Origin of the sequence: Propionivibrio sp. (genome assembly GCF_041441355.1) — a bacterium.
Taxonomy (GTDB): Bacteria; Pseudomonadota; Gammaproteobacteria; order Burkholderiales; family Rhodocyclaceae; genus Propionivibrio.
Genome location: NZ_JASDTF010000004.1, coordinates 1 through 22,431, shown reverse-complemented (window position 1 = coordinate 22,431; position 22,431 = coordinate 1). Strand labels below are relative to the sequence as shown.

General features: G+C 64.4%; 23 protein-coding genes. 6 read left to right on the top strand and 17 right to left on the bottom strand.

Annotation, left to right across the window (positions count from 1 at the left end):
* Positions 1-5: 5 nt before the first annotated feature.
* From QMB55_RS00830 to QMB55_RS00785, 10 genes are all read right to left on the bottom strand, one after another.
* The gene (locus QMB55_RS00830; RefSeq protein WP_497586760.1) at positions 6-1,664 is read right to left on the bottom strand and encodes a methyl-accepting chemotaxis protein; all 1,659 of its coding nucleotides are present in this window, start codon (positions 1,662-1,664) and stop codon (positions 6-8) included.
* A gap of 23 nt (positions 1,665-1,687) precedes the next feature.
* Positions 1,688-3,895, bottom strand: a complete 2,208-nt coding sequence (locus QMB55_RS00825; RefSeq protein ID WP_497586759.1) for a chemotaxis protein CheA — start codon at positions 3,893-3,895, stop codon at positions 1,688-1,690.
* A gap of 18 nt (positions 3,896-3,913) precedes the next feature.
* On the bottom strand, positions 3,914-4,219 hold the full coding sequence (locus tag QMB55_RS00820) for an STAS domain-containing protein (protein ID WP_497586758.1): 306 nt from the start codon (positions 4,217-4,219) through the stop codon (positions 3,914-3,916).
* Positions 4,220-4,227: 8 nt separating this feature from the next.
* Positions 4,228-5,499, bottom strand: a complete 1,272-nt coding sequence (locus QMB55_RS00815; protein WP_497586757.1) for a methyl-accepting chemotaxis protein — start codon at positions 5,497-5,499, stop codon at positions 4,228-4,230.
* Between the two features lie 31 nt (positions 5,500-5,530).
* Positions 5,531-5,896 carry a response regulator gene (locus tag QMB55_RS00810; protein WP_497586756.1) on the bottom strand — a complete coding sequence of 122 codons (366 nt, stop codon included), beginning with the start codon at positions 5,894-5,896 and terminating at the stop codon, positions 5,531-5,533.
* A 301-nt stretch (positions 5,897-6,197) separates the two neighbouring features.
* Complete coding sequence (locus QMB55_RS00805; RefSeq protein WP_497586755.1) at positions 6,198-7,295, bottom strand: M14 family metallopeptidase; 1,098 nt, start codon at positions 7,293-7,295, stop codon at positions 6,198-6,200.
* A 106-nt stretch (positions 7,296-7,401) separates the two neighbouring features.
* Positions 7,402-8,988 (bottom strand): ABC transporter substrate-binding protein, encoded by a 1,587-nt coding sequence (locus QMB55_RS00800; RefSeq protein WP_497586754.1) that lies wholly within the window; start codon positions 8,986-8,988, stop codon positions 7,402-7,404.
* A gap of 273 nt (positions 8,989-9,261) precedes the next feature.
* Positions 9,262-10,956, bottom strand: coding sequence for an ABC transporter ATP-binding protein (locus tag QMB55_RS00795; protein ID WP_497586753.1), 1,695 nt, complete (start codon positions 10,954-10,956; stop codon positions 9,262-9,264).
* Positions 10,953-11,846, bottom strand: a complete 894-nt coding sequence (locus QMB55_RS00790; protein WP_497586752.1) for an ABC transporter permease — start codon at positions 11,844-11,846, stop codon at positions 10,953-10,955. The genes QMB55_RS00795 and QMB55_RS00790 overlap by 4 nt, the downstream gene beginning before the upstream one ends.
* 1 nt (position 11,847) lies before the next feature.
* The gene (locus QMB55_RS00785; RefSeq protein WP_497586751.1) at positions 11,848-12,834 is read right to left on the bottom strand and encodes an ABC transporter permease; all 987 of its coding nucleotides are present in this window, start codon (positions 12,832-12,834) and stop codon (positions 11,848-11,850) included.
* A 286-nt stretch (positions 12,835-13,120) separates the two neighbouring features.
* On the opposite strand from QMB55_RS00785, the gene QMB55_RS00780 reads away from it, so the two are divergent.
* The 3 genes from QMB55_RS00780 to QMB55_RS00770 all read left to right on the top strand — a co-directional run bounded on the left by QMB55_RS00780 (position 13,121) and on the right by QMB55_RS00770 (position 14,725).
* Positions 13,121-13,459, top strand: coding sequence for a hypothetical protein (locus QMB55_RS00780; protein ID WP_497586750.1), 339 nt, complete (start codon positions 13,121-13,123; stop codon positions 13,457-13,459).
* 133 nt (positions 13,460-13,592) lie between these two features.
* Positions 13,593-13,778, top strand: a complete 186-nt coding sequence (locus QMB55_RS00775) for a hypothetical protein (RefSeq protein ID WP_497586950.1) — start codon at positions 13,593-13,595, stop codon at positions 13,776-13,778.
* A complete protein-coding gene (locus QMB55_RS00770; RefSeq protein WP_497586943.1) occupies positions 13,775-14,725 on the top strand; it encodes a CysB family HTH-type transcriptional regulator in 951 nt (316 codons plus the stop codon). Before QMB55_RS00775 ends, QMB55_RS00770 begins: the two co-directional genes overlap by 4 nt.
* 384 nt (positions 14,726-15,109) lie before the next feature.
* Here QMB55_RS00770 and QMB55_RS00765 read toward each other — a convergent pair whose 3' ends face one another.
* The 7 genes from QMB55_RS00765 to QMB55_RS00735 all read right to left on the bottom strand — a co-directional run bounded on the left by QMB55_RS00765 (position 15,110) and on the right by QMB55_RS00735 (position 20,632).
* The gene (locus tag QMB55_RS00765; protein ID WP_497586749.1) at positions 15,110-15,949 is read right to left on the bottom strand and encodes an HDOD domain-containing protein; all 840 of its coding nucleotides are present in this window, start codon (positions 15,947-15,949) and stop codon (positions 15,110-15,112) included.
* Positions 15,946-17,040 (bottom strand): protein-glutamate methylesterase/protein-glutamine glutaminase, encoded by a 1,095-nt coding sequence (locus QMB55_RS00760; protein ID WP_497586748.1) that lies wholly within the window; start codon positions 17,038-17,040, stop codon positions 15,946-15,948. The genes QMB55_RS00765 and QMB55_RS00760 overlap by 4 nt, the downstream gene beginning before the upstream one ends.
* A complete protein-coding gene (locus QMB55_RS00755) occupies positions 17,033-17,605 on the bottom strand; it encodes a chemotaxis protein CheD (protein ID WP_497586747.1) in 573 nt (190 codons plus the stop codon). The genes QMB55_RS00760 and QMB55_RS00755 overlap by 8 nt, the downstream gene beginning before the upstream one ends.
* Positions 17,602-18,411, bottom strand: coding sequence for a CheR family methyltransferase (locus tag QMB55_RS00750; RefSeq protein WP_497586746.1), 810 nt, complete (start codon positions 18,409-18,411; stop codon positions 17,602-17,604). The genes QMB55_RS00755 and QMB55_RS00750 overlap by 4 nt, the downstream gene beginning before the upstream one ends.
* A complete protein-coding gene (locus QMB55_RS00745; protein ID WP_497586745.1) occupies positions 18,411-19,001 on the bottom strand; it encodes a chemotaxis protein CheD in 591 nt (196 codons plus the stop codon). The genes QMB55_RS00750 and QMB55_RS00745 overlap by 1 nt, the downstream gene beginning before the upstream one ends.
* Before the next feature lie 18 nt (positions 19,002-19,019).
* Complete coding sequence (locus QMB55_RS00740) at positions 19,020-20,147, bottom strand: response regulator (RefSeq protein WP_497586744.1); 1,128 nt, start codon at positions 20,145-20,147, stop codon at positions 19,020-19,022.
* A 68-nt stretch (positions 20,148-20,215) separates the two neighbouring features.
* A complete protein-coding gene (locus QMB55_RS00735) occupies positions 20,216-20,632 on the bottom strand; it encodes an Hpt domain-containing protein (protein WP_497586743.1) in 417 nt (138 codons plus the stop codon).
* A 347-nt stretch (positions 20,633-20,979) separates the two neighbouring features.
* Here QMB55_RS00735 and napF point away from each other — a divergent pair, with 347 nt between their 5' ends.
* The 3 genes from napF to QMB55_RS00720 form a co-directional block, all read left to right on the top strand.
* The gene (gene napF / locus QMB55_RS00730) at positions 20,980-21,474 is read left to right on the top strand and encodes a ferredoxin-type protein NapF (RefSeq protein WP_497586742.1); all 495 of its coding nucleotides are present in this window, start codon (positions 20,980-20,982) and stop codon (positions 21,472-21,474) included.
* Positions 21,471-21,776, top strand: a complete 306-nt coding sequence (locus QMB55_RS00725; RefSeq protein ID WP_497586741.1) for a chaperone NapD — start codon at positions 21,471-21,473, stop codon at positions 21,774-21,776. The genes napF and QMB55_RS00725 overlap by 4 nt, the downstream gene beginning before the upstream one ends.
* The coding region (locus tag QMB55_RS00720) for a molybdopterin-dependent oxidoreductase (RefSeq protein ID WP_497586740.1) at positions 21,773-22,431 on the top strand (659 nt) is incomplete at its 3' end. The genes QMB55_RS00725 and QMB55_RS00720, both read left to right, overlap by 4 nt.

Here is a 22,431-nt window from a genome sequence, read left to right as displayed (position 1 = left end):
CGTCTCTAGTAGCGTTCGAAATCGCCTTCGCTGACCGGCAGGGGCGTGCTGCGCGGGCCAGCGCCCTTGGCGGCGCGCGGCGGGGCGAAGGCGTTGCGGGCCACGGGCTCCGCGGCGGTGCCCGGTGCGACGAAACTGCGTTGCGCGCTGTTGGCGTCGAGGCGGAAGAAGGTCATCGTGTGTTGCAGCTGTTCGGCCTGGGAGCCAAGTTCCTCGGCTGTCGCGGCCAGCTCTTCCGAGGCCGAGGCGTTCTGCTGCGTGGCCTGGTTGAGCTGCCCCATCGCGCCGTTGATCTGGGCGACGCCGGCGCTTTGTTCCTGGCTGGCGGCGGCGATTTCCTGCACCAGGTCGGAGGTCTTGCGGATCGAGGGCACCATCTCGGTGAGCAGGTTGCCGGCGCGCTCGGCCTGCTTGACCGAGGACGACGCGAGGTCGCCGATTTCCTGCGCGGCGATCTGCGAGCGCTCGGCGAGCTTTCTCACTTCGGCGGCGACAACGGCGAAACCCTTGCCGTGATCGCCGGCGCGGGCGGCTTCGATGGCTGCGTTGAGTGCCAGCAGATTGGTCTGGTAGGCGATGTCGTCGATGATGCCGATCTTGCCGGCGATCGATTTCATGTCTTCGACCGTGCGGGTGACGGCCTGGCCGCCCTCGGCCGCCTCGTTGGCGGCCTTGGTGGCCATGCCGTCGGTGACGCGGGCATTCTCGGTGTTCTGGGAGATCGAGGCGGTCATTTCTTCCATCGACGCGGTCGTCTCCTCGACGCTGGCGGCCTGCTCCGACGACGACTGGGAGAGTGACTGGGCCGTGGCGGACACCTGTCCGGCGGCGTTGGAGAGGTTGTCGGCGGCGGTCCGCACTTCGCCGATGATCTGGGTGAGCTTGGCGATCATGTTCTGCATCGCGTTCATCAGCAGCCCGACTTCATCCTTGCTCGTTGCGTCGAGGCGAACGCTCAGGTCGCCTTCGGCGATCCGGCTGGCGGCATTCACGGCTTCGCCGAGCGGGCGGGTGATGCTGCGTGTGATCCACCAGGCGAAGGCGATGGAAATGAGCAAAGCGCTGATGGCCAGGCCGAGGATCATGGTTTTTGCCGATTCGGCGTTTTCGTTGGCCAGCTTGCCGGAAGCGTCCATGAGTTCGGACTGGAAGTCGATCAAGGCATTCACGCTCTCCAGGTATTCGGTCTGGGCTTTGCGCAGGGCGCCTTGCATGTGCGCGACGATCTCGTTGCGGAGGACATCGGGCTTTTTATCCGAGCGCAGGATTTCGATGAACCGGTCCTGTGCTGCGACGTAATCGCGTCGTGCATTGGTGATGCGTTTGAGCAGTTCCCGGCCTTTTTCGGTGGTGATCGACTTTTCCAGCTTGGCAATCTCGTCGGTGATGATCTTGCGCTGCGGTTCGATCTGTTCGATGGACTTTGCCCGTTCCTCGCCACTGTAGATGTAGGCGTTGCGCAATTGGCGGGCAATGACGTTGAGCGCGTCGATGATGTTGTTGGCCTGGACCGTCTTGGGGAAGCGGTCGAAGACCATCAGCTCGATCTCCTGATTGAGCGTGTTGATGCGCACGTAGCTCACGGTCGAGATCGCCGTCAGAAGGATGAGGGTGATGCCGAATCCGAAGGCGAGTCGGGCACCGATTTTGAGGTTCTTGAACATGAAGTCCTCCTTGCGACGGACACTTAGTTGGGCAACTGGGCTGCAGGTGGGGTGGCGCGGACGAGGCTCAGGCGATCTTCCTCGCCGCGGGTGACGAAACCGACCAGGGCGGCGACGTCGAGGATCAGCGCGACTTCGCCGCTGCCCAGGATGGTCGAGCCGCCGATCAGGCGCAGGTTGGCGAACATGCGTCCAAGCGGTTTGATGACGGTCTGGAACTCGCCCATCAGCTGGTCGACGACGATGCCGGCGCGCTGGCCGCCGAACTGGACAACGACGATGCTTTCGCGCGCGGGCGCCGGCGTTTCGATCTCGAACAGGTCGCGCAGGCGGATGAAAGGCAGGGCTTCGCCGCGCAGATTGAGGTAGTTGCGCTGGGCACCCAGCGCCCGATGTTCGATGCATTCGACGATCGCATCGAGCGGAATGACGTAGGCGTCGTTGTCGATGCCGACCAGGAAGCCGTCGATGATCGCCAGGGTAAGCGGCAGCCGGATGGTGAAGGTCGAGCCCCGTCCCTCGCTGGAGGCGACTTCGACGCTGCCGCGCAGCGACTGGATGTTGCGCCGGACGACGTCCATGCCGACGCCGCGGCCGGAGAGCTTGGAGACCTTGTCGGCAGTGGAGAAGCCGGGCTCGAAGATCAGGTTGATGATCTCGCCGTCGCTGAGCGTGGCATCGGGGGCGATCAGCTCGCGCTCGATGGCCTTGGTGCGGATGCGTTCGCGGTCGAGGCCGCCGCCGTCGTCGGCGATCTCGATGACGATGTTGCCCGAATCATGGAACGCGTTGAGCGAGACGCGGCCGGTCGCGGGTTTGCCGCGCTCGCGCCGCAATTCGGCCGCTTCGATGCCGTGGTCGAGCGAGTTGCGCACGAGGTGCATCAGCGGATCGCCGATTTTCTCGACCACGGTCTTGTCGAGTTCGGTTTCGCCGCCGTTGATCACAAGTTCGATGTCCTTGCCCAGTTCCTTGGAGACGTCGCGCACCACCCGATGGAAGCGGTTGAAGGTCTCGCCGATCTGCACCATGCGCAGTTGCAGCGCGGCGTCGCGGATGTTCTCGACGAGGCGCGAAAGGATCGAGGTGGCTTCGACGAGTTCGCCCTGCCGACTTTTCTGCGCCAGAAGGTTGGCCGAGGCGCCGGCGATGACGAGTTCGCCGACGAGGTCGATCAGCTGGTCGAGTTTGTCGGCCTGGACGCGGATCGACTGCGCATCGCGCGCCTTCTTGTCGACGATCTGCCCCTGGCGTGTGGCGGCGGCTTCGACCACCGCCGGGTGCACCACCTTGTCGTCGACCAGGATTCGGCCCAAGGGGGGCGGCGCGTCCGTCTCGGCAGGCGCGTTCGAGTCCTGGAGGTGCTGCGCCTGCTGTTCGCGCAGGCCGCGCTCGATTTCGTTCTGGGTCAGCGCGCCGACCCGGACCAGCATCTCGCCCAGGCGCATGTCGTCTTCGGGCAGCTCGCCGATCAAGCGCAGGTAGTCGGCGACGCAGCTTTCCGGCGGCAGGATGCGCAGTTCGCACTCGTCCTGAACAAAGGAGAAGACGCGCTCAAGATCGGTCTTGCTGGCTTTCGTCTGCAGGCGGACTTCGAAGCCGAGGTAGCAGGCTTCCGGGTCCATCTCGAGGGCCGGGGGCAGAGCGTCGGCAACCGTTTCGAGGCCGATGATCTCGCCGATTTCGCCCAGATAGCGGACGAAGGAAAGGGGATCGGTGCCGCCGCGCATGACGTTGCGCCCGAAGCGGATCGAGAGGTGCCAGCTGTCGGTGTTGACCACCGCGACTTCGCTTTCCACCTCGACCGGATCGACATGGACTGCGACTTTCGCGGACGGTGCTTCTGCGGCCAACCCCTCGGCGAGGCGGGCGTGCAGGGCTTCGCCGCGCTCGGCCAGGGACGCATCGGGGGCCGCGTCGTTGGCGGCCAGCACGTCGACCAGGGCGTTCATGTGGTCGCAGCATTCGAGCAGCAGCGTGGTCAGGCGCGGGGTGACGGGCAGGCTGCCGTTGCGCAGCTGGTCGAGGACGTTCTCGACGAGATGGGTGAACTGCTCGATGTAGCGGCATTCGATGACGCCGGAGCCGCCCTTGATGGTGTGCGCGGCACGGAAAATGGCATTGATGTTGTCGTGGTCGTCGGGGACCTGTTCGAGGCGCAGCAGCCCGGCTTCCATTTCGGCCAGCTGCTCGCGGCATTCCTGGATGAAAACGCTGACGATCTCGTCCATGTTTTGTCGCTCCGGGGTTCAGCCGGCTTCGGCCGCGGGAATGACGAGCGGGTCGCCGAGCTCGGCGGCCAGGTTGCAGAATTCGATGGTCGCGCGCACGGCCTGGCTGTGCCGGATCAGGGCGACGCGCTTGTCGCCGCGTTGCGCCTCGCGCTTGAGCAGCAGCAGCAGTTGCAGGCCGGCGCTGTCGATCTCGCCGACCTGGGCCAGGTCGAGCTCGAGCTCCTCGCATTCGGCGAGCGCATCGAGCAACAGGCGCTTCTGTTCGAAGGCGTGGTAGATCGTCAGAGGGGCTTCGAGGGCGAGCGATTTGCGGGGCGTCATGCGGCCTCCTAAAAGAGCTCGACGTTGCGGCGCGTGCCGCTGCCGGGAGCAACGGCCGCGGGGGCATTGCCATGCTGCGTGGCCTCGGCATGGGCTTTGCGCTGCGTGGCCATGACATAGGCTTTCTGCAACTGCGCCAGGCAGCTGTCGATGTCGATCTTGGGCGGGGCGCCGTCACACTCCGGGGTGAGGCGGCGGGCGAAATCGGCGGCCAGGGCGTCGAGCTTCCGCGTGGCCTCGGCGACGAGCTCGATCTGCTGTCGGGTGACGTCCTGAAACTGGATGCTGGCCTGGGCGTCGAGGAACATCGACGTCAGGCGCTTGCTGCTCTGGCCGACCTCCGCGAAAACCTCGGCTTCGCGGCGCACAAGCCCGCCGTAATCGGAGGTCAGCTCCGAGAGCTGGGCGGAAAATTCACGCAGCATCTCCTGCTCCAGCGCGAGGCTCGATTCGAGTTCCTCGTTGCGGAAACGGCTGGCGATGTGCTCGGCGAGCTTGTGGATGCCGCCGCTGATTTTCTCGACCGCGCCGCCTGTTTCCACCGACAGCTTGCGCACTTCGTCGGCGACGACCGCGAAGCCACGCCCCGATTCGCCGGCGCGGGCGGCCTCAATGGCGGCGTTGAGGGCCAGCAGGTTGGTCTGGGCGGCGATGCGATGCACCAGCGCGACAAGGTCGCCGAGGGCGCGCGCTTCGTCGGTGACGCTCTGGATGCGCAGGCGGTCGTTGTTCGCTTCCTCGCGGCGCTGGTCGATGTAGCTATCCATGCGTTCGAGCAGTTGCCGGTTGCGGACGAGGACGGCGTCGGTATCGAGCAGCTGTTGTTCGGTTTCGGCGTTGCGGCTGGTGATCAGGCGGTCGAGTTCGTCCACCACCGCATCGATCTCGTGCAGGCGGGTGACGATGTCGAGCGCCGAGGTTTCGGTCAGCTCGACGGTGTTCTGCAACTGCGCACGCATCACGCCGGTCAGCGTGTCGAGACGCAGCAGTTCCTCGCTGACCGCCTTCTGCCGGCGTCCGGCGTCGGCGCGTCGCGCCAATTCCTGACCCAGTGCTGTCTGTTGGCCGAGCGTGGTGTCGCGGTAGAAGAGGAGTGAGACGATGTGCTGGGCCAGGAAGGCGGTGATGACGAGAAATGCCGTGCCCAAGGCATCGGCGAGTTCTGGGAGCGCGAAGTATTGGTGGAAGGGGCGGTTGAAGTAATAAACGCAGAAAGCGCTGCCGATCGCCACGACCAGGGTGACCAGGACCTGTCGTTTGACGAGATCGTGCGGGATCATGTCGCGTCCGTCGGGGCGGGTGAGGGCGGATTCAGCGGATGACGAGCTTGATCGTGCTCAACAATTCGTCGGCCGTCGCCGGTTTGACGATCCAGCCCGAAGCGCCGGCCGCCTTGGCTTCCTGTTTTCTTTCCTGCTGCGACTCGGTGGTCAGGAACAGGATGGGGACGAACTTGTAGGCGGGGATCTGGCGCACCTGCTTGATCAGCTCGATGCCGTTCATGCCGGGCATGTTGAGGTCGGTGATCAGGAGGTCGATCTTGATGCCGGACTGGAATTTCTTCAGCGCGTCTTCGGCGTTGGGCGCCTTCTCGACCGCGTAGCCCGCCTTGGTCAGGATGCTCGAAATGCTGAGCAGAATGGTGGCGGAATCATCGACCAGCATGATCGTGCTCATGGTGCCTTCTCCGGTAAGGACGGTGGCCGACGAGCAGGCGTGCCCCACGCTTAGGCCCCTCGTCTTGGGCGGAGCTGAATCAACGGCGGTGCGGGCAGGCCTGGCGCGGCCTGTCGGCGGTCGATTTGGGCGCGATTTTTGCCGGCCCCCGGCGCATCCCGTGCGCCGTTTTTCCAGCATTTCCGTGTTTCGATTGATCTTGGTCGATCTGCCGCGCGATGTGCATCCGCAAAATCCGCGACGAACTGCGGAAACTACGTAGGCCGCGCGGAGGCGTCCGAGGAGGAGCGAAACGGGTTGTTTACGCTGGCCAGTGCGTCAACCCGGCCAGCGCTTGGTCGGTGATCGCAACGCCCTGGTGGATGACGGCGTTGCGCCACGTCTGCGCGACGGGGACGTAAGCGTCGCGCAAGTCGGCGAGCAATTGCTGGTGTCGGTCCGTGCGGCGAAACGCGGCATCCTGTTTGCGCAGCCATTGATCCAGTGCCTGGGCGTGGTTCATGGCCGTACCGCGGGTGCCGAACTCGACCACGGCCCCGACCAGCGGACGCGTGCCCAGAAACTGCTGCAGGCCTTGAAAGACCAGACCGACGTAAGCCGGGCGCGCAAGGCCGTGCGGGCGGGCGTTCTCGATCCGTTCCGCTCCCCACCATTGCTTGGCCAGCGTCCAGTGTTCGCTGTCTTCGGGGCTGAAGCATAAGAAGAAGGGCTGGGCATAGTCGCCGAGGCCGGTATGCCAATCGATGAGCCCGACGCGCGCGGCGGACGCGAGATGTTCGTCGACGATCCGTTCAAGGGTGAGGTTAGACCATTCGCGCTGATGGCCGCCGAAATACGGTCCGTCGGGGTGCGCGTACTGCCCTTTGACCCGGGCGTTGAACAGCGCGTCGGCACCGTATTCGGCGCGGAATCCGGCCTCGGCGTCCGTCAGGGCGTGCTGGGTCTCGAAGCTCCAGTCGGTGGCGATCAGGTGTGGGTGCAGGCGGGAATAGTCGGGATTCTCGGGCGGAGCCGCGTGGTCGATGAAATTGCGGTTGAGGTCGACGTTGTTCTCGGTTGTTCGCGTGAAATGGGCAAAACCGTAGGGGTTGAGGCCGTGGATCAGGAGGACGCCGACGTCGTGCGCGAGCGCTTGCGGTCGGAAGAGTTTCAGCCAGGCGATCTGTGCCGCCGAGCCGGCGTAGGCTTCCAGCCCGTGCGTACCGCTGATGACGACGAGTTGCCGCGCGCCGTTGCGGTTGCCGAGGTGGGCCACGTCGATGCCGAGCGCTTCGCCGTTGGGACCCGATTGCTCAGGGTGGGCGTAATGCGCGAGGTGGGCGCCGGCTGCGGTTGCATGTTCGAGGAAACGGGTGCGGGCGGCGGCGTAATGGGGGGAGAAGAAGTCGGAGAAGTCCATGAGCAGTCTGCGGTGTCGGTGGGCCCGGCGCAGTAGGTCGGGCGATGGAAGGAAAGAGGCAGGAAGGGGCGACCCGGGGCCGCGTTGCTGTGTCGCCCCGTCGCGCTCAAGGTTGCAGGTAAGCGTCCGCGAAATTGCCGCGCAGGCCTTCTCCGCCGGGGGCGTAGTTCTTCAGCGCTTTGGTCCGGACGACGACGCGCGGGCTGGTGCCGAATTCGACGGAGACCAGATCCTGGTTCACCAAGCGTTGGAAATCGAGGAAGAGCTGACGCCGTTTGCCTTCGTCGTTTTCGATGGCGGCGGCTTCGAGCAAACGGTCTACTTCCGGATTGGCATAGTGCGCCGGGTTGGAGAATGGCAGTCCGATCTTGAAATTCTTCGACCAATAGACGCGCTGTACGCCCACTGTGGGATCGAACATGTTGGCCAGAGCCTCGAGGGTGATGTCGAAGGCGCGGTCGGTGTACACCCGGGTCACGTAGGTGGCGAAGTCGTAACTCTCGATCACCGCATCCACGCCGATCCGGGCCAGCGACTGGCGGACGAATTCCGCCGCGCGTTTTTCCTGGAAGGGATTCCAGAGCAAACGCAGCTTGAAGCGTGTGCCGTCCGCGCCCCGCGTGTAGCCGGCGGCGTCGAGGGCGGCTTCTGCTTTCTTCAGGTCGTAGGGGTAGGGCTTGATGTTGGCGTCGTGATACTTGGCGATCAACGGACCGATCGGCGAGGCGGCAATCTGACCGTAGCCGAACCAGACAAGCTTGTTGAACGCGTTCAGATCGAGCGCGCCGGCCAGGGCGCGGCGAACTTCGATTTTCGCGAGGGCGGGCGAATCGAGGTTGAAGTAGAGCTGCTGCTGGCTGCCCAGGTAGGGTTCGCTCTCGGTGTCGACCGCGAATTTGGGCGAGGCCTTGAAGCGTTCGACATCGGAGAGCGGGATTGCCTGCCCGCCGAGGTCGGCGCTGCCCGATTCGAGCGCCAGTGCGCGGGCGGCGGCGTCGGGAATGAAGCGCACCGTGACCTTGTCGAGATAGGGCTTGGGGCGGTCCCAATACTCAGGATTGCGCTCCAGCGCGATGTGGCTGCCGCGCACCCAGCCTTTGTACACAAAGGGGCCGGTGCCGACCGGGGCGCTGTTGTGCGGGTTGGTCAGGATGTCGGTGCCTTCGTACAGGTGCTTGGGCACGATCGGCGATTCGGTCGCCGCGAGTGCCGTCAGCAGGTAGGGCGCCGGCTTCGAGAGGACGAGAATGGCGGTGTGCGCGTCCGGGGTTTTCACGGCCGTCACGTTGGCGAAGGTGCCGCGACCGCGCGGATGGTATTGCTTGAGCGTCTGGATCGAGAAGGCCACGTCGGCCGAGGTGAAGGCTTTTCCGTCGTGCCACTTGACGCCTTTGCGCAGCTCGAAGCGGTACTGCAGGCCGTCTTTGCTGACCGACCAGGCCGTGGCCAGTAGCGGTTTCGGGTTGAGCTTCGGGTCGTAGGTGAGCAGGCCTTCGACGATCTTCGGGCCGATCTCGCAATTGCCGCCGGCGGTGGTGGTGAGCGGAACGATCGACGCCGGCTCGGGGCTCACGATCCAGTTGAGGTTGCCGCCGTGCTGGGGCGCGGCTAAAAGTCCGGCGGACGGAGCGACGAGCGCGGCGATCACGGCGGTTCGCGTGATTGCGCGACGGAGGGTTTCACGAATGCGCATGCTTGCCTTTCATTGATGAGGGTGGTTTTCGGGCGGCGGTCGTAGTGCGAGTCATCGCAGGTGTCACGGCGGAGGCTGGCGCTTCGCTTGATCCGACACGCATGGCCCTACGTTATCGACGTGACAGACGCATGGGAACGAAGTATTTCCAATATGCTTACTACGTTCCTGAAGGCGGGCGAATGCATCTGGTGGTGCTTGAAGTCGACGAAAGACGGCCGCATGCGCCAGGCATGGCACGTGCGACCGTGGCGGTTGAGACGCGAACGAAATTCAGGCCGCGGCGAGCGTCGGCGTGCGGCGGGCCGGAACCGCATCGATCAGCGCCTGGGTGTAAGGGTGCTGTGGAGACTCCCAGATGCGCTGGTGATCGCCGTGCTCGACGAACTTTCCGCCGTGCATGACGAAGACTTCGTCGGCGATGTAGCGAACGACCGACAGGTCGTGGGAAATGAAGAGGTAGGCGAGGCCGAACTCCCGCTTCAAGTCCACGAGCAGGTTGAGAATCTGCGCCTGGATCGAAACGTCGAGCGCCGATACGGGCTCGTCGCAGATCACCAGTGAGGGCCGGAGGATCAGCGCGCGGGCGATGCCGATGCGTTGCCGCTGGCCGCCGGAAAATTCATGCGGATAGCGACCCAGCGCCTGCCGCGGCAGGCCAACGTGTTCGAGCGTTTGCAGGATGCGGGCACGGCGTTCGGTGGGGTGCCAGACGCCATGTACGCGCAGCACGCTGTCGAGGATCGTTTCGATCGAGTGGCGGGGGTTGAGCGAGCCGAACGGATCTTGAAAGATCATCTGCACGTTGCGCCGCAATGGCCGCAGTTCGCGTTCCTTGAGGTGCGTGATGTCCTGGCCGTCGAGCCGGATCGTTCCGTCGCTCGGTTCGAGCAAACGCAGGATGGTCTTCGATAAGGTCGATTTGCCGCAGCCCGATTCGCCCACCAGACCGACCGTCTGGCCCCGCCGGATGTCGAACGAAACGCCGTCGACGGCGGCGATCATTCCTTGCGGCGTCGGGTAATGCGTGCGCACGTCGCGCAACGACAGGAGCGGAGCCGAGTTCGAGGCCGGGGCCGGCGGCGGGACCGGGATGCGCTGCGGCTGGGCGTCGGTGAAGCGGAATACGCTTTCGCCGCTGGCATCGGGTTCATGCCGGATTTCGGGCAAGCGGGCGCTGCGGTAGTGCAGGTCACGCTCGAGGTGCAGCGACGTGCCGAGCAGGCCGCGCGAGTAGGGGTGGTGTGGATGCTCGAAGAGGCGCTGCGTGGGCGCTTCCTCAAGTTTTTTGCCGCCGTGCATTACCGCAACGCGATCGGCCCATTGCCCGACGAGGCCCAAGTCGTGCGTGATGAGCAGCAGGCTCATCGAGAACTCGTGGCGAAGACGGTCGAGCAGCTCGAGGATTTGCGCCTGGATGGTGACGTCGAGGGCCGTCGTCGGTTCGTCGGCGATCAGGAGACGCGGGCGGCAGGCGACGGCCATGGCGATCATCACGCGCTGACGCTGCCCACCCGACAACTGGTGCGCGAAATCGTCGATTCGACGCGCGGGTTCGGGAATCCTGACGAGGTCGAGCAATTCGATCGCGCGCTGGCGCGCGGCTTTTGCCGTCAGTGACTCGTGAACGCGCAGCACCTCGATCAATTGCTGTCCGAGCGACAGCACTGGGTTGAGCGAGGTCATCGGTTCCTGGAAGATCATCGAGATCGCGTTACCGCGCAAGGCGCGCATTTCGCGCGGCGAGAGCGCCAGCAGGTCCTGCCCGCCGAAGCGGAGTTCGCCCTCGACCTGCGCCGTCGGCGGCAGCAGGCGCATCAACGCAAGCGCCGTCGCCGATTTTCCGCAGCCCGACTCGCCGACGAGCGCCAGCGTTTCCTTGGCTTGGAGCGTCAGGTTCAGGTCACGCACGGCGTGGTGACCGGGAAAGGCGATGTTCAGCTTCTTGATTTCGAGCAGCGGTGTCATGACAGGCCTCGCAGGCGTGGGTTGAGGGCATCGTTCAGTGCGTCGCCGACCAGATTCAGCGACAGGACTGTCGCGACGATCATTGCGCCGGGGAAGGCGGTCAGGTACCAGGCGGTGCGCAGCATTTCGCGTCCGGCGCCGATCAGGCTGCCCCAGCTGACGCGATTGGGGTCGCCAAGACCGAGGAAGGCGAGTGCCGACTCGATCAGGATCGCCGTCGCCACCATCACCGACGTGGTGACGATGAGCGGAGGCAGGGCGTTGGGCAGGATTTCGTGGAAAATGATGCGTGCATCGGAATAGCCGAGGCTGCGCGCCGCCAGCACGAAGTCGGATTCGCGCAGCGAACGGAATTCGGCGCGCACCAGACGGGCGATCGTCGGCCACGAAGCGAGGCCGATCGAGAGCGCGATCAAGGCCACCGAAGGCCGGCCGATGGCGACGAGCACAATGACGAGAAGGAAAGTCGGGATCGTCTGGAAGAGCTCGGTCAGGCGGAGCAGGCAGGCATCGATCCGGCCGCCGAAATAACCGGCGGTCGTGCCGACCAGGGTGCCGATGAGCAGGCTGATGCCGACCGCCGAAAAACCGGTGAGCAGCGAGATGCGGGCGCCGTGCACCAGCCCGGCGAGGAGATTGCGCCCGAGGGCGTCGGTACCCAAAGGAAACTGAGGGTCCTGGCCGGGGCGCAGCAAGGGTTGGGCGACCATGTCGAGCGGATCGCCGGGGAAAAGCAACGCGGCGAATATGGCCATCAGGATCATCAGAAGGAGCAGGGTGAGTCCGGCCACCCCGGCAGGATTGCGCAGGAAGTGGCGGACGTGCGGTGTCAGCGCGCCGAATGGGGGGCTGGCCGGTGCCTGGGCGAAGGTAAGCAGCGAGGGGGTCATGTCAGTGGGCCTTGATGCGTGGGTCCAGCCAAGCATGCAGCAGGTCGACGAGCATGTTGGCGAGGATGACGAGGAGGGAAGAGAGCAGGAGGATGCCGAGCAGTACGGAAAAATCGCGTGCCATCACGGCTTCGAGCGCCAGGCGTCCGAGGCCGGGCCAGCTGAAGACCGTTTCGACGACGGCAGCGCCGCCGAGCAGGGTGCCGAAGTGCATGCCGGCGACGGTCGTCAGTGGCACCAGCGCACAGCGCAGGATGTGGCGGACCGTGACGACGAAAGGGCTCAGGCCTTTGGCGTGGGCCGTGCGGACAAAGTCCTGGCGCGAGATTTCGAGCATCGAGGCGCGCACGAGGCGGGCGTAGATGGCCACGAAAAATCCGGCGAGGGCGACGATGGGCAGCACCGCGTGGGCGGCGAAATCCTTGATGTAGGCAAAACCGTGCAGGTCTGCGCCGAGGGTGCCGTTGCCGCCGCTCGGCAGCCAGCCGAGCCAGACCGAAAAGACGACGAGGGCCATCAGTCCGATCCAGAAACCGGGCGTCGAGTAGAGCAACAGGGCGGCGAGCGAGAGCAGGCGGTCGGGCCAGCGCCCGGCCCAGGTGGCCATGATGGCGCCGAGGACGATACCGGCGCTGATGGCGACGAGTTGCGCGATGAGCATCAGGAGCAGCGTTCCCGGCAGGCGCGATAGGATGAGCTCGATGACCGGGACGTTGTAGCGCGGGGAATGGCCGAGGCTGAAGTGCGCCAGATTGTTCAGGTAAGCCAGCAACTGGACCAGTACCGGCTGGTCGAGGCCGAAGCGGGTGCGGAACTGGGCGAGTCCTTCTTCGGAGATCCCGCCGGATTCGCCCGCCAGAACATCGGCGGCATCGCCGGGGACGAGCTGGAGCAGGAAAAAAATCAGGATGACGATGCCGACGACGGTCGGAATCGCCTGGAGCAGCGTCCGGATTAAGGTTGTTCTTAGGCGTGTGAGTGCGGTCATGGGGGCGGTCTCGATGAGGTTTCTCGCGCCGACGTCGTCGGGTCGGCGCCTGAGCATGCGACCGAGTATCTTGGTCCCCCGCCTGGATTGACAAATAATTAATGTCGCAAAGCTTATGCGCGATTTCGATGGTGGCGCGGGGTTCAGTGAATGGTCTGAAATGCCAATAAGCTTATTCAGATAAGTTCGTTGGGCACCGATTGGGCGCGGCCTATGCTTTTGAACGAACTGTTCGCCGCGGCGAATTTCTTGGCGCACGATCAACGTTCTTAAGGTGTCCGTCCTGATGACCGATTGTCCAATGGCCAAAGGGGAAAAATCGTGTCCGACGTGTTTGGACCAACTTCCCACGCGGCAAAACAATGCCCTGCGCAGCCTGCTCAATAAGCCGGAAATCCAGCCGGAAGAAATCGCCGCGCTGCCTTATCGAACCGTGGCGCGCGCCCCAGGGGTCGGGCAGCGGAGCCTGGAGATCATCCGCGCCTGGCTGCATCGGCACGGTTTGGAGTTAAGTGACGTTCCCGCCGCGGGCGCCCCAAAGCCTGGTGCCAGACGGGACTGCAAATTGGTGCGCACGATCGACTATCTGAAGGCGCAAGGCTACAAGGTCACGCGCTCCGGTTGAACGCCCGCGTTGCGGCCCGGATGCGGAAGTCGGGAAGCATATCTAAATAACTATTTGTTCGTTCGCGCGCCGCGTTTATTCCATAAACTTTGGTTGTCATCGATTGTTGTCATCCCTCGACCGGAGTCGCTTCATGAAAATACGCGCACTGCTGACGGGCATCGTCTACGGCATCGCCTTGGCTGCCGCGTGGTCCTGCGTGGCGCCCAGCCGCATGGCCGCGTTCCCGTCCGAATCGATTCATGCCGCTGCGGACGGCGGGAGCAGCCACCACAGTGCGTTCAATGGCGCCGGTTTGCAGCACGGGGTCGGACCATGAATTTTCAACAACTCCGGATCATTCGCGAAGCCGTGCGCCAGGATTTCAACCTGACCACGGTGGCCGGGACACTTTTTACATCCCAACCCGGTGTCTCCAAACACATCAAGGATCTCGAGGACGAACTGGGGGTCGAGATTTTCGTGCGCCGCGGCAAGCGCCTGCTGGGTTTGACGGACCCAGGCAAGGAACTGCTGGCCGTCGTCGAGCGCATTCTGCTCGATACGCAAAATGCGCGCAGCATTGCCGATCAATTCTCGAACAAAGACAGCGGTAATCTGGTCATCGCCACCACGCATACGCAGGCGCGATATGTGCTGCCTGAAGCGATCAAGCGTTTCAAGGCGAATTACCCGAAAGTGCATCTGGTGTTGCATCAGGGCAGTCCGCGCGAAATCGGCGAATTGCTGACGACGGGCGAGGCCGATATCGCAATTGCGACCGAATGGCTGGAAAACAGCACGGAAATCGTGACCTTCCCCTTTTACACCTGGCATCACGACGTGATCGTGCCGAACGGCCATCCGTTGGCGCAGAAGGAGAATGTCAGTCTGGCCGACCTGGCCGAATATCCGATCGTGACCTACCACGAGGGCTTCACCGGCCGGACCAACATTGATCGTCGTTTCGCCGAAGCGGGGCTTGTTCCGGACGTGGTACTGTCGGCCATCGATGCCGACGTGATCAAGACTTACGTGAAGATCGGCCTGGGGATCGGGATCGTGGCCGCCATGGCCTTCGATCCGGAAGCTGACGACAGCCTGAGTGTGCTGAACGTGTCGTCGCTTTTCGTCCCGAATACGACGCGCCTGGCTCTGCGGCGCGGCGTTTATCTCCGGCGTTACGCTCATGCCTTGATCGAACAGCTGATCCCGCGTTTGACCGAGGCCAAGATCAACGACGCGCTGCGCCACGACGCAGCGATGAGCGAGGATTACACGATCTGAAAAAAATAACCCCCCTCAAAAGGTCGCCGGAGAGGCGTCCCGAGGGGGGGAAACACACCGAGCCTGCCAGTCGCTTGGCGTTTGGTCTGGTGTGGGCGGAGGTACTAGAGGAAAACCAGTTACACGGTCAGCATAGTCGCAGACGAATAACCCTTTGTGCATCCGTGTAAACCGCAATGCGTTATTTTATTTCAGCGGTTTTTACGGAGTTTTTGGGCCGGGTTAAGCCATTTTTCATATTTCGTCGATGCAAAGCGGATGCAGGCGGAATGAATGCAGGCAAAAAGAAGCCCTCCGGGGAGTGGAGGGCGGAAAACACGCCGTTCGGTGGAGGGAGTCGAGAGGAACGGCGTGCGGGGGAAGACGGACGCAGCGTCCGGCGGCTCAGCCGTCGAGGACGGAGCTCATTGCGCGGACTTCTTCGCTGGATTCGGCCAGGATGGCACTGAGGGTTTCCTGATTGACGAGCAGTTCGATTTCGGCGCGCATGCCCTTGCGGCTCATGCCGGTGAGGGCGTCGAGCGGTGATTCGAGCGGGGCGATCTGGTCGGCCAGCAGCAGGGTGTCGCCCAGGCTGCGGGGCGGCATCGCCAGGTAGCCGGACCACAGTGTCTCGAGGGCCTGGCGGATGTCTTCGGGGACGTCAAGCGCGGTCAGGACGGCGCGGCCGATGGCGGCTTCGCCTTCGCCGTGCAGGATTTCGAGGTCGCGTTCCAGCAGTCCGGGATATTCGCCGGCGCGGGCGATCAGGTAGAAGTTGCCGATTTCGTGGACGATGCCGGCCAGAAAGGCGGCGTCTGGATTCTGGCGGGTGACGCGGCGCGCCAGCACTCGTGCCAGCGCCGCGACGTGAGCGGTGTGTTCCCAGAGCTGGGCTGCGAGTTTGCGGTGTGCGCCCAAGGGCGACATGCCCTGCATCTGCTTGATGACGACGACGGCGGCGATGGCCCGGGCGCCGGCGAATCCGATCCGGGCCAGCGCGATCTTGATGTCGTCGATCCGTCGCCCGGCCGGGTTGTAGATCGTCGAGTTGGCGAGGGTGAGCAGGCGGGTGGCGAGGATGGGCTCGGCGCCGATCAGCCGGGTCAGGGCGTCGGTCGAACAGTCCGGGTCGTCGAGCAGGCGCTGGACGCGCAAGGCGATCTGGGCGTGCGTCGGGAAGACGATTTCGCCGTTTTGCGCGTCGGCGGCGATGCGTTGCAGGATGTTGGCGACATCAGTCATGGTGCGAGCCCTCCCGACGGGACGGCAAAGGGCAGGGGGAGTCCTGCGGGGTTGCCGCTGTAGCCGACGATGAGCGAGGGAATCTGCTCGAGGCCGAGGGTAATCTGGGCGGCGCCGAGGCGGATGGCTTCGCGCGGCATGCCGAAGACCACGCAAGAGGCTTCGTCCTGCGCGGCGGTGCGGGCGCCCGCCTGGAGCATCTCGCGCAGGCCGCGCGCGCCGTCGTCGCCCATGCCGGTCATCAGGATGCCGAGCGCGTTGGCGCCGGCGACTCGGGCGACCGAACGGAACAGTGCGTCGACCGAGGGCTTGTGCCGGTTGATCAGCGGGCCGTCGCTGATTTCGACCACGTACTGCGCGCCGTTGCGCTTGAGCGTCATGTGTTTTCCGCCGGGTGCGATCAGGGCGTGCCCGGGGAGGACGCGGTCGCCGTCGCGCGCTTCACGGACGCGGATCTGACACAAGGAGTCGAGGCGGTCGGCGAACATTGCGGTGAAGGTCGCCGGCATGTGCTGCACGATGAGGATGCCATGGCAATGCGCCGGCAGGCGGGTGAGCACTGTTTCGAGCGCCAGGGTGCCGCCCGTCGAGGCGCCGATGGCGATGACTTGTTCGGTGGTCCGCTCGAGCAAAGGAGGGACGGTTTCGCTGGCGCTCGGGAGCGGCGCCGCGATACTCCGGCGCGGGCGGGCCTTGGCGGCGCTTCGGATGGTCTGCACGAACTCCTGCGCCGAGTCTTCGAGAAAGCCTTTGAGGCCGAGTTTCGGTTTGGTGATGACCGCCACTGCGCCGGCGGCGAGGGCATCGATCGAGGCCTGGCTGCCCGGTTCGGCGAGCGAGGAGCAAATGATCACCGGCGTCGGGCGTTCGGCCATGATCTTGCGCACGAAGGCGATGCCGTCCATGCGCGGCATCTCGATGTCGACGACGAGCACGTCGGGCCAGTCGTTGCGCATGCGGTCGAGGGCGAAAAGCGGGTCGTTGGCGACGCCGACGACTTCGATCCCCGGCGCCTCGGCGAGCGCCTTGGCCACCACCTGCCGGACGACGGCCGAGTCGTCGACGATCATCACCTTGATCGACTCAGCCATGATGCTGACTCCGCGTGGCGCGTACCGCGGCGCCTTCGCCTTCGGGAAAGGCAAGCCAGACGTTGCCGCTCCAGATGTCGAAGTGCAGCTTGCGCCGGCCGTTTCCGCCCACGTGTTCGGCGATCAGTGCGATGCCGTACTGTTCGAGCAGGGCGCGGCCGTAGGCGACGTTGTTCTGTCCGATGTCGGTCGCGATGCCCGGCGTCTCGTCGGTGTAGGTGAACATGTTGGCGCCGCCGAAGAGCTTGGCTTCGTATTCCGCAGGCCGGGTTCCGGCGCGTTCGACGTGGCGCAGGAAAAGCTCGAAGGCCTCGGCGGCGTAGCGACCGTCGAGCGTCGCTTGCCCGCCTTCGGTCTGCGGGCGTTGGCAGAGCATGTAGTGGCACATGCCGCCGATGTGCCGGCGCGGGTGCCAGAGGGTGATCGAGACGCAGGAGCCGAGCAGGGTCGAGATGCGCGTCCGGCCTTGGCCGAAGTGGAAATCCCCGGGGCCGAGGACGACGGTGCGAAAGTGCGCCGCGGGGGTGGTGTCGCCGGTCTTGGCGGGTTCTGGCGGGCGGTTCATGGCTTGCGGTAGATCGTCGGACGGACGGCGACCAGGGCGTCGACGATGCCGGTCAGGGTTTCGGAATGGCCGATGATCAGGTGGCCGCCGCGCTTGAGGCGAGGCATGAGGTTATGCACCACCTTGGCCTTCGTCGGCACGTCGAAGTAGATCATCACGTTGCGCAGAAAAACGACGTCGAAGTCGCCGATCCCGGCGTCGACGGGGTGCATCAGGTTGATCTGATAGAAGCGCACGCGCTGGCGCAACTCGGGCGCGATGAGAAAGGTACCGGCCTGTGCGCGCACGCCCTTGAGGCAGTATTTGCGCATGTAACCCGGCGGAATGCCGTCGGTTCGTTCGTGCGCGTAGTGCCCGGCGGTGGCCTTGGCGAGGACGCGGGTGCAGATGTCGGAGCCGACGATTTCCCAGCGCCCGAGGCCGATCGTCTCGGCCAGGGTCATGGCGATCGAATACGCCTCCTCGCCGCTCGAGCTGGCGGCGCTCCAGACCCTGAAGGTCTGTTCCGCGGCACGGCGCGGCAGCAGTTCGTCGCGCAAAAATTCGAAGTGCTTGGGCTCGCGGAAGAAATAGGTTTCGTTGGTGGTCAGCAGGTCGACCATCGTCTGCAGCTCTTCGGGGTGCTGCTCCGAAGCGATCAGCTGGTAGTACTCGCCAAAGCTCGACAGTTGGTGGTGCTTGAGGCGACGCATCAGGCGTCCGGCGAGCAGGACCTTTTTGGCGTCGCTCAGGCTGATCCCGGCGATCTTGTAGATCAGCCTCTGGAAGAGCGCGAACTCCTGGTCGCTTAAGGCGGCTTCGATCATCAGAACAACTCGATCCGTTTTTCGCTTGCCGGCGGCTTGCGCTTGAGCGTTTCGGCGTAGGCGCGTTCTTCGCGGGCGATCACCTCGGCGTTGGCCATGCTGGTGACCTGGCGCTTGCAGAACGCATCACCCGAGCAGGGAATGAAAACGATCTTGCGCGACCAGGGCCCGAGCAGGTCGGAGGAAAGCAGGGGAATGTTCTCGCGCGACAGCCACTCCTTGGCAAAGGAGGCATTGCGCTGGCCGATGTTGAGCGTGTTGCCGACTTCGATGATGGTTCCGCCGCCGAAGGCCTTGGCCTGCAGGCGCGCCTTCTTGGCGCCGCGCGTCAGCAGGCCGTTGAGCAGGGCTTCCATGGCGAAGTTGCCGGAGAGCAGGGCGTCGACTTCGCCGTCCCGGCTGCGGCTGATGTCCGGCAGCAGGAAATGATTGATGCCGCCGATCTTCAACTGCGGGTCGTGCAGGCAGACGCAGACGCAGGAGCCGAGCAAGGTGGCCAGCGGCTTCTCGCTGTCGATCAGCCAGGCGCCGGGATGAACGTTGCGCGCCAGCCGCTCGATTTCGCGAGGAGACAGTCCGGTGAGGTCCACGTGATGTTTTCCGAAGCCTTAATGCTGGCGCAGGTCGGCCAGTTGGTTGCTGAGGCGCGAGAGCGCGTCCTGGGTCTGGATGCCGCGGTCGAGCAGGGCCACCATCTGGGCCATGAAGTCGCCGACCATGTTCTGCAGGAATTTTTCCTGGTTGTCGGTCAGCCCAAGCTTGTAGAACGAATTGAGCAAGGTCTCCTGCAAGTTCACGATCAATGCTGAACTGGCCTCGGCGTTTTCGCGGTGGGCGATGTGCAGTTCCATGATCGTGTTGCCGACGTTCTCCAGCGCGGTGCGGATGCCTTCCTGCGCCCGGCGGCTGCTTTCCTCGGCCTGCAAGGCCTTGAGCCGGGAGTCGACGCCCTGTGCGGCGACCGAGAGGTGGTCGCGCAGACGGCCGCAGTAGTCGGGGTCGTCGAGCGGCAACTGGTTGATCATCAGCGTGACGCGCTCGAAGTTATGCACGCTGCGCCGGCTGAATTCGAAGATCCGGCCCTGATCGCGCACATGCTCGATGACCGAGGTCTCGAGCGGAAGGTTGGTTCCGGCGGCGCTCAGGGTCAGCGTTTCGCCGCCAAGGCGCGTCTGCACGACGCCGCCGAGGCGGTAGCGGTGGAGGAGGTCAAGCACGCCCTGAGCAATCTCCTGCGCGCTTTCCATGGCGATCAGCTTGCTCATGAACTGCAGCAGGATGCCGGTCTCGTCCATGCTGGCCATGACCAGCGAGGAGAGGTGTTCGGCTTCCTCGATCTGCTCGGCCAGGGTGCGCTGGTTGAGGATCATGTGCTGCGCCAGCTTGACCTTGCGCAACAATTCCTCGGGTTCAAATGGCTTGACGATGAAGTCGTCGCCGCCTGCGTCGTAGCCGGCGATGCGCTCTTCGCTGCCTTCGTGCGCCGAGACGAACATCACCCGGATGGCCCGGGTTTCCGGTGCGCCCTTGAGCTGCCGACAGAGCGCGTAGCCGTCCATGCCGGGCAGGTTGATGTCGAGCAGGATCAGGTCGGGATGCGTCGTTTCCAGTTGGGCGGCGCAGGCTTCCGCGCTCTCGAATGCGTCGACGGGGTAATCCGGCTCGAGGATGGCGCAGATGATGCTGCGTACCGCCGGGTCGTCATCGACGACAAAAACCTTGAATGCGGATTCCATTTCTCTCCCCAAAGAAGTGGGTGCTCCGGTCGTTGGATGAATGACGCTGTGACGACATGGTCGGAGGTTCAGTTTCCAGAATGAGCGAGGGCTACCGTCAGGTCCTGGCAGGTGGCCGTTACCGTGCGTTCGAGATCGTCCAGCCAGTAGAAGCTTGGTTCGCCGTTGCGCAAGGTCATTTCCAGCGCCAGCGCAAGGGCGTGCAGCTCGATCATCCCGAGCATGCCGGTCCGGCCTTTGAACGAGTGGACGAGGCGGGCCGCAGTTTCCTGTTCGCCAATGTCGACGGTCGCGCGGATCTTGCGCACCGTGCGCGGGCCATGCGCGATGAAATCACCCAGCCAATAGCGGTAGCGCGCTTCGTCTCCGGAAAACCGCGCCAGCGCATCGTGTGTTCGCACGTTGCGGATGCTCAGCGGTGACGGCGAACGCCGATGATCATGATGAATCGTGTTGGGTTTGGCGGCGTGCGATGCGGACGACATGCCAGGGCCTCCTGCGGCGCGCTCGCGACCGGAATGGCCGAGCTGCGGCGTGTTCAAGATGCTTGCAAACCCGGCATGACTTGTGCATCCGTACTTTTCGCCAGAATCGGCGGGAAATACGTAGAGCTGACTCCGGCGGCAGCGCTGGCCGGCACTCGGTGTCGGCCTTTGATGCGTGCGCTCTTGCGCCGGTCGGTCGTGATGGTTGACCGATGATTGTCGTTCCGCGCTGCCGATGGGGCGATCGCGTCGAAACCGGCGCTTGGGCGATTAATTAGCCTAAATCAAATTTTTTCCATAAGCTCATCGGTAGATTTGGAAAAAATTTTTTCGATCAGGGAGTGCCAATGGATCCTGCGCGCCGAAGTTTCTTTGGCGCCCGTCGGGCCGGAGATGCACCTTTACGCCCGCCGTGGAGCCTGGATGAACGGGCTTTCGTCGAACGCTGCACGCGTTGCGATGATTGCTTGCGCGCCTGCCCGACCGGCGTCCTGCGCGCGGGGGAGGGCGGCTATCCGGTCGTCGATTTCTCCCGTGCTGCCTGCACCCTCTGCGGCGATTGCGTCACGGCCTGTCGTGACGGCGCGCTGTTAAGAAACGACGGGCAACCCACCTGGCGCCATACGCTGACCATCGTCGCCTCCTGCCTGCCGAAGCAGCGCGTCGAGTGCCGGGTGTGCGGCGAGGCGTGCGAACGCGGGGCCATCGTCTTTCGTCCGCGCCTGGGCAATGTTGCCGAACCCGAATTCGACGCCGAACGCTGCACGGCGTGCGGCGCCTGCATCGCGCCGTGTCCGGTCGGCGCCTTGCGTCCCATCCCCCTGCCTGCGGAGGCCGCATGAACCTTGCCAGTCTTGTCCTGCGCATCCAGCCCGAGCGGCGCGTTGCCGCCGAGGCCGCGCTGACCGCTTTACCCGGCGTCGAATGCCACGCCATGTCCGATGACGGCAAGCTGATCGTCACCGTCGAGGAAACCCCCCAATCCTCGGTCGCAGAGACCTTGATCGCCGTGCATGGCGTGCCCGAAGTCCTGGCCGTCACACTGGCTTACGAACACAACCCGCACCTGTCGTCCTTCCCGGATTCCGATCCTTCAACCCTAACGCCTGCAACGCATTCCCCCTGCGAGGAGGTTCAGCCATGAGCATCAACCGACGCGATTTCATCAAGACCCAGGCCATCGCCGCGGCCGCGGCCAGCGCCGGCATTTCGCTGCCGCAAGTGGCCGCCGCGCAGGACACCGGCGCCGCCGTACGCTGGGACAAGGCGCCATGCCGGTTCTGCGGCACCGGCTGTTCGGTGCTGGTGGGCGTCCAGAACGGGCGTGTGGTGGCTACGCAGGGCGACCCGGATTCGCCGGTCAATCGCGGCCTCAACTGCATCAAGGGTTACTTTCTGTCCAAGATCATGTACGGCACCGACCGGCTGACCAAGCCGCTCCTGCGCATGAAGAACGGCAAGTACGACAAGGAAGGCGAGTTCACGCCGATCAGCTGGGATCAGGCCTTCGACATCATGGCCCAGAAGTGGAAGGAAGCGCTCAAGGCCGACGGCCCGGGCGCGGTCGGCATGTTCGGCTCCGGCCAGTGGACGATCTGGGAAGGCTACGCCGCGTCCAAGCTGTTCAAGGCCGGCTTCCGCTCCAACAACATCGACCCCAACGCCCGGCACTGCATGGCTTCGGCGGTTGCCGGCTTCATGCGCACCTTCGGCATCGACGAGCCGATGGGCTGCTACGACGACATCGAGCAGGCCGACGCCTTCGTGCTCTGGGGCTCGAACATGGCCGAGATGCACCC

Excerpts from the sequence above, each read along its gene's own strand:
- QMB55_RS00830 (WP_497586760.1), bottom strand. The coding sequence starts at position 1,664 with ATGTTCAAGAACCTCAAAATCGGTGCCCGACTCGCCTTCGGATTCGGC.
- QMB55_RS00825 (WP_497586759.1), bottom strand. The coding sequence starts at position 3,895 with ATGGACGAGATCGTCAGCGTTTTCATCCAGGAATGCCGCGAGCAGCTG.
- QMB55_RS00820 (WP_497586758.1), bottom strand. The coding sequence starts at position 4,219 with ATGACGCCCCGCAAATCGCTCGCCCTCGAAGCCCCTCTGACGATCTAC.
- QMB55_RS00815 (WP_497586757.1), bottom strand. The coding sequence starts at position 5,499 with ATGATCCCGCACGATCTCGTCAAACGACAGGTCCTGGTCACCCTGGTC.
- QMB55_RS00810 (WP_497586756.1), bottom strand. The coding sequence starts at position 5,896 with ATGAGCACGATCATGCTGGTCGATGATTCCGCCACCATTCTGCTCAGC.
- QMB55_RS00805 (WP_497586755.1), bottom strand. The coding sequence starts at position 7,295 with ATGGACTTCTCCGACTTCTTCTCCCCCCATTACGCCGCCGCCCGCACC.
- QMB55_RS00800 (WP_497586754.1), bottom strand. The coding sequence starts at position 8,988 with ATGCGCATTCGTGAAACCCTCCGTCGCGCAATCACGCGAACCGCCGTG.
- QMB55_RS00795 (WP_497586753.1), bottom strand. The coding sequence starts at position 10,956 with ATGACACCGCTGCTCGAAATCAAGAAGCTGAACATCGCCTTTCCCGGT.
- QMB55_RS00790 (WP_497586752.1), bottom strand. The coding sequence starts at position 11,846 with ATGACCCCCTCGCTGCTTACCTTCGCCCAGGCACCGGCCAGCCCCCCA.
- QMB55_RS00785 (WP_497586751.1), bottom strand. The coding sequence starts at position 12,834 with ATGACCGCACTCACACGCCTAAGAACAACCTTAATCCGGACGCTGCTC.
- QMB55_RS00780 (WP_497586750.1), top strand. The coding sequence starts at position 13,121 with ATGACCGATTGTCCAATGGCCAAAGGGGAAAAATCGTGTCCGACGTGT.
- QMB55_RS00775 (WP_497586950.1), top strand. The coding sequence starts at position 13,593 with ATGAAAATACGCGCACTGCTGACGGGCATCGTCTACGGCATCGCCTTG.
- QMB55_RS00770 (WP_497586943.1), top strand. The coding sequence starts at position 13,775 with ATGAATTTTCAACAACTCCGGATCATTCGCGAAGCCGTGCGCCAGGAT.
- QMB55_RS00765 (WP_497586749.1), bottom strand. The coding sequence starts at position 15,949 with ATGACTGATGTCGCCAACATCCTGCAACGCATCGCCGCCGACGCGCAA.
- QMB55_RS00760 (WP_497586748.1), bottom strand. The coding sequence starts at position 17,040 with ATGGCTGAGTCGATCAAGGTGATGATCGTCGACGACTCGGCCGTCGTC.
- QMB55_RS00755 (WP_497586747.1), bottom strand. The coding sequence starts at position 17,605 with ATGAACCGCCCGCCAGAACCCGCCAAGACCGGCGACACCACCCCCGCG.
- QMB55_RS00750 (WP_497586746.1), bottom strand. The coding sequence starts at position 18,411 with ATGATCGAAGCCGCCTTAAGCGACCAGGAGTTCGCGCTCTTCCAGAGG.
- QMB55_RS00740 (WP_497586744.1), bottom strand. The coding sequence starts at position 20,147 with ATGGAATCCGCATTCAAGGTTTTTGTCGTCGATGACGACCCGGCGGTA.
- QMB55_RS00735 (WP_497586743.1), bottom strand. The coding sequence starts at position 20,632 with ATGTCGTCCGCATCGCACGCCGCCAAACCCAACACGATTCATCATGAT.
- napF (WP_497586742.1), top strand. The coding sequence starts at position 20,980 with ATGGATCCTGCGCGCCGAAGTTTCTTTGGCGCCCGTCGGGCCGGAGAT.
- QMB55_RS00725 (WP_497586741.1), top strand. The coding sequence starts at position 21,471 with ATGAACCTTGCCAGTCTTGTCCTGCGCATCCAGCCCGAGCGGCGCGTT.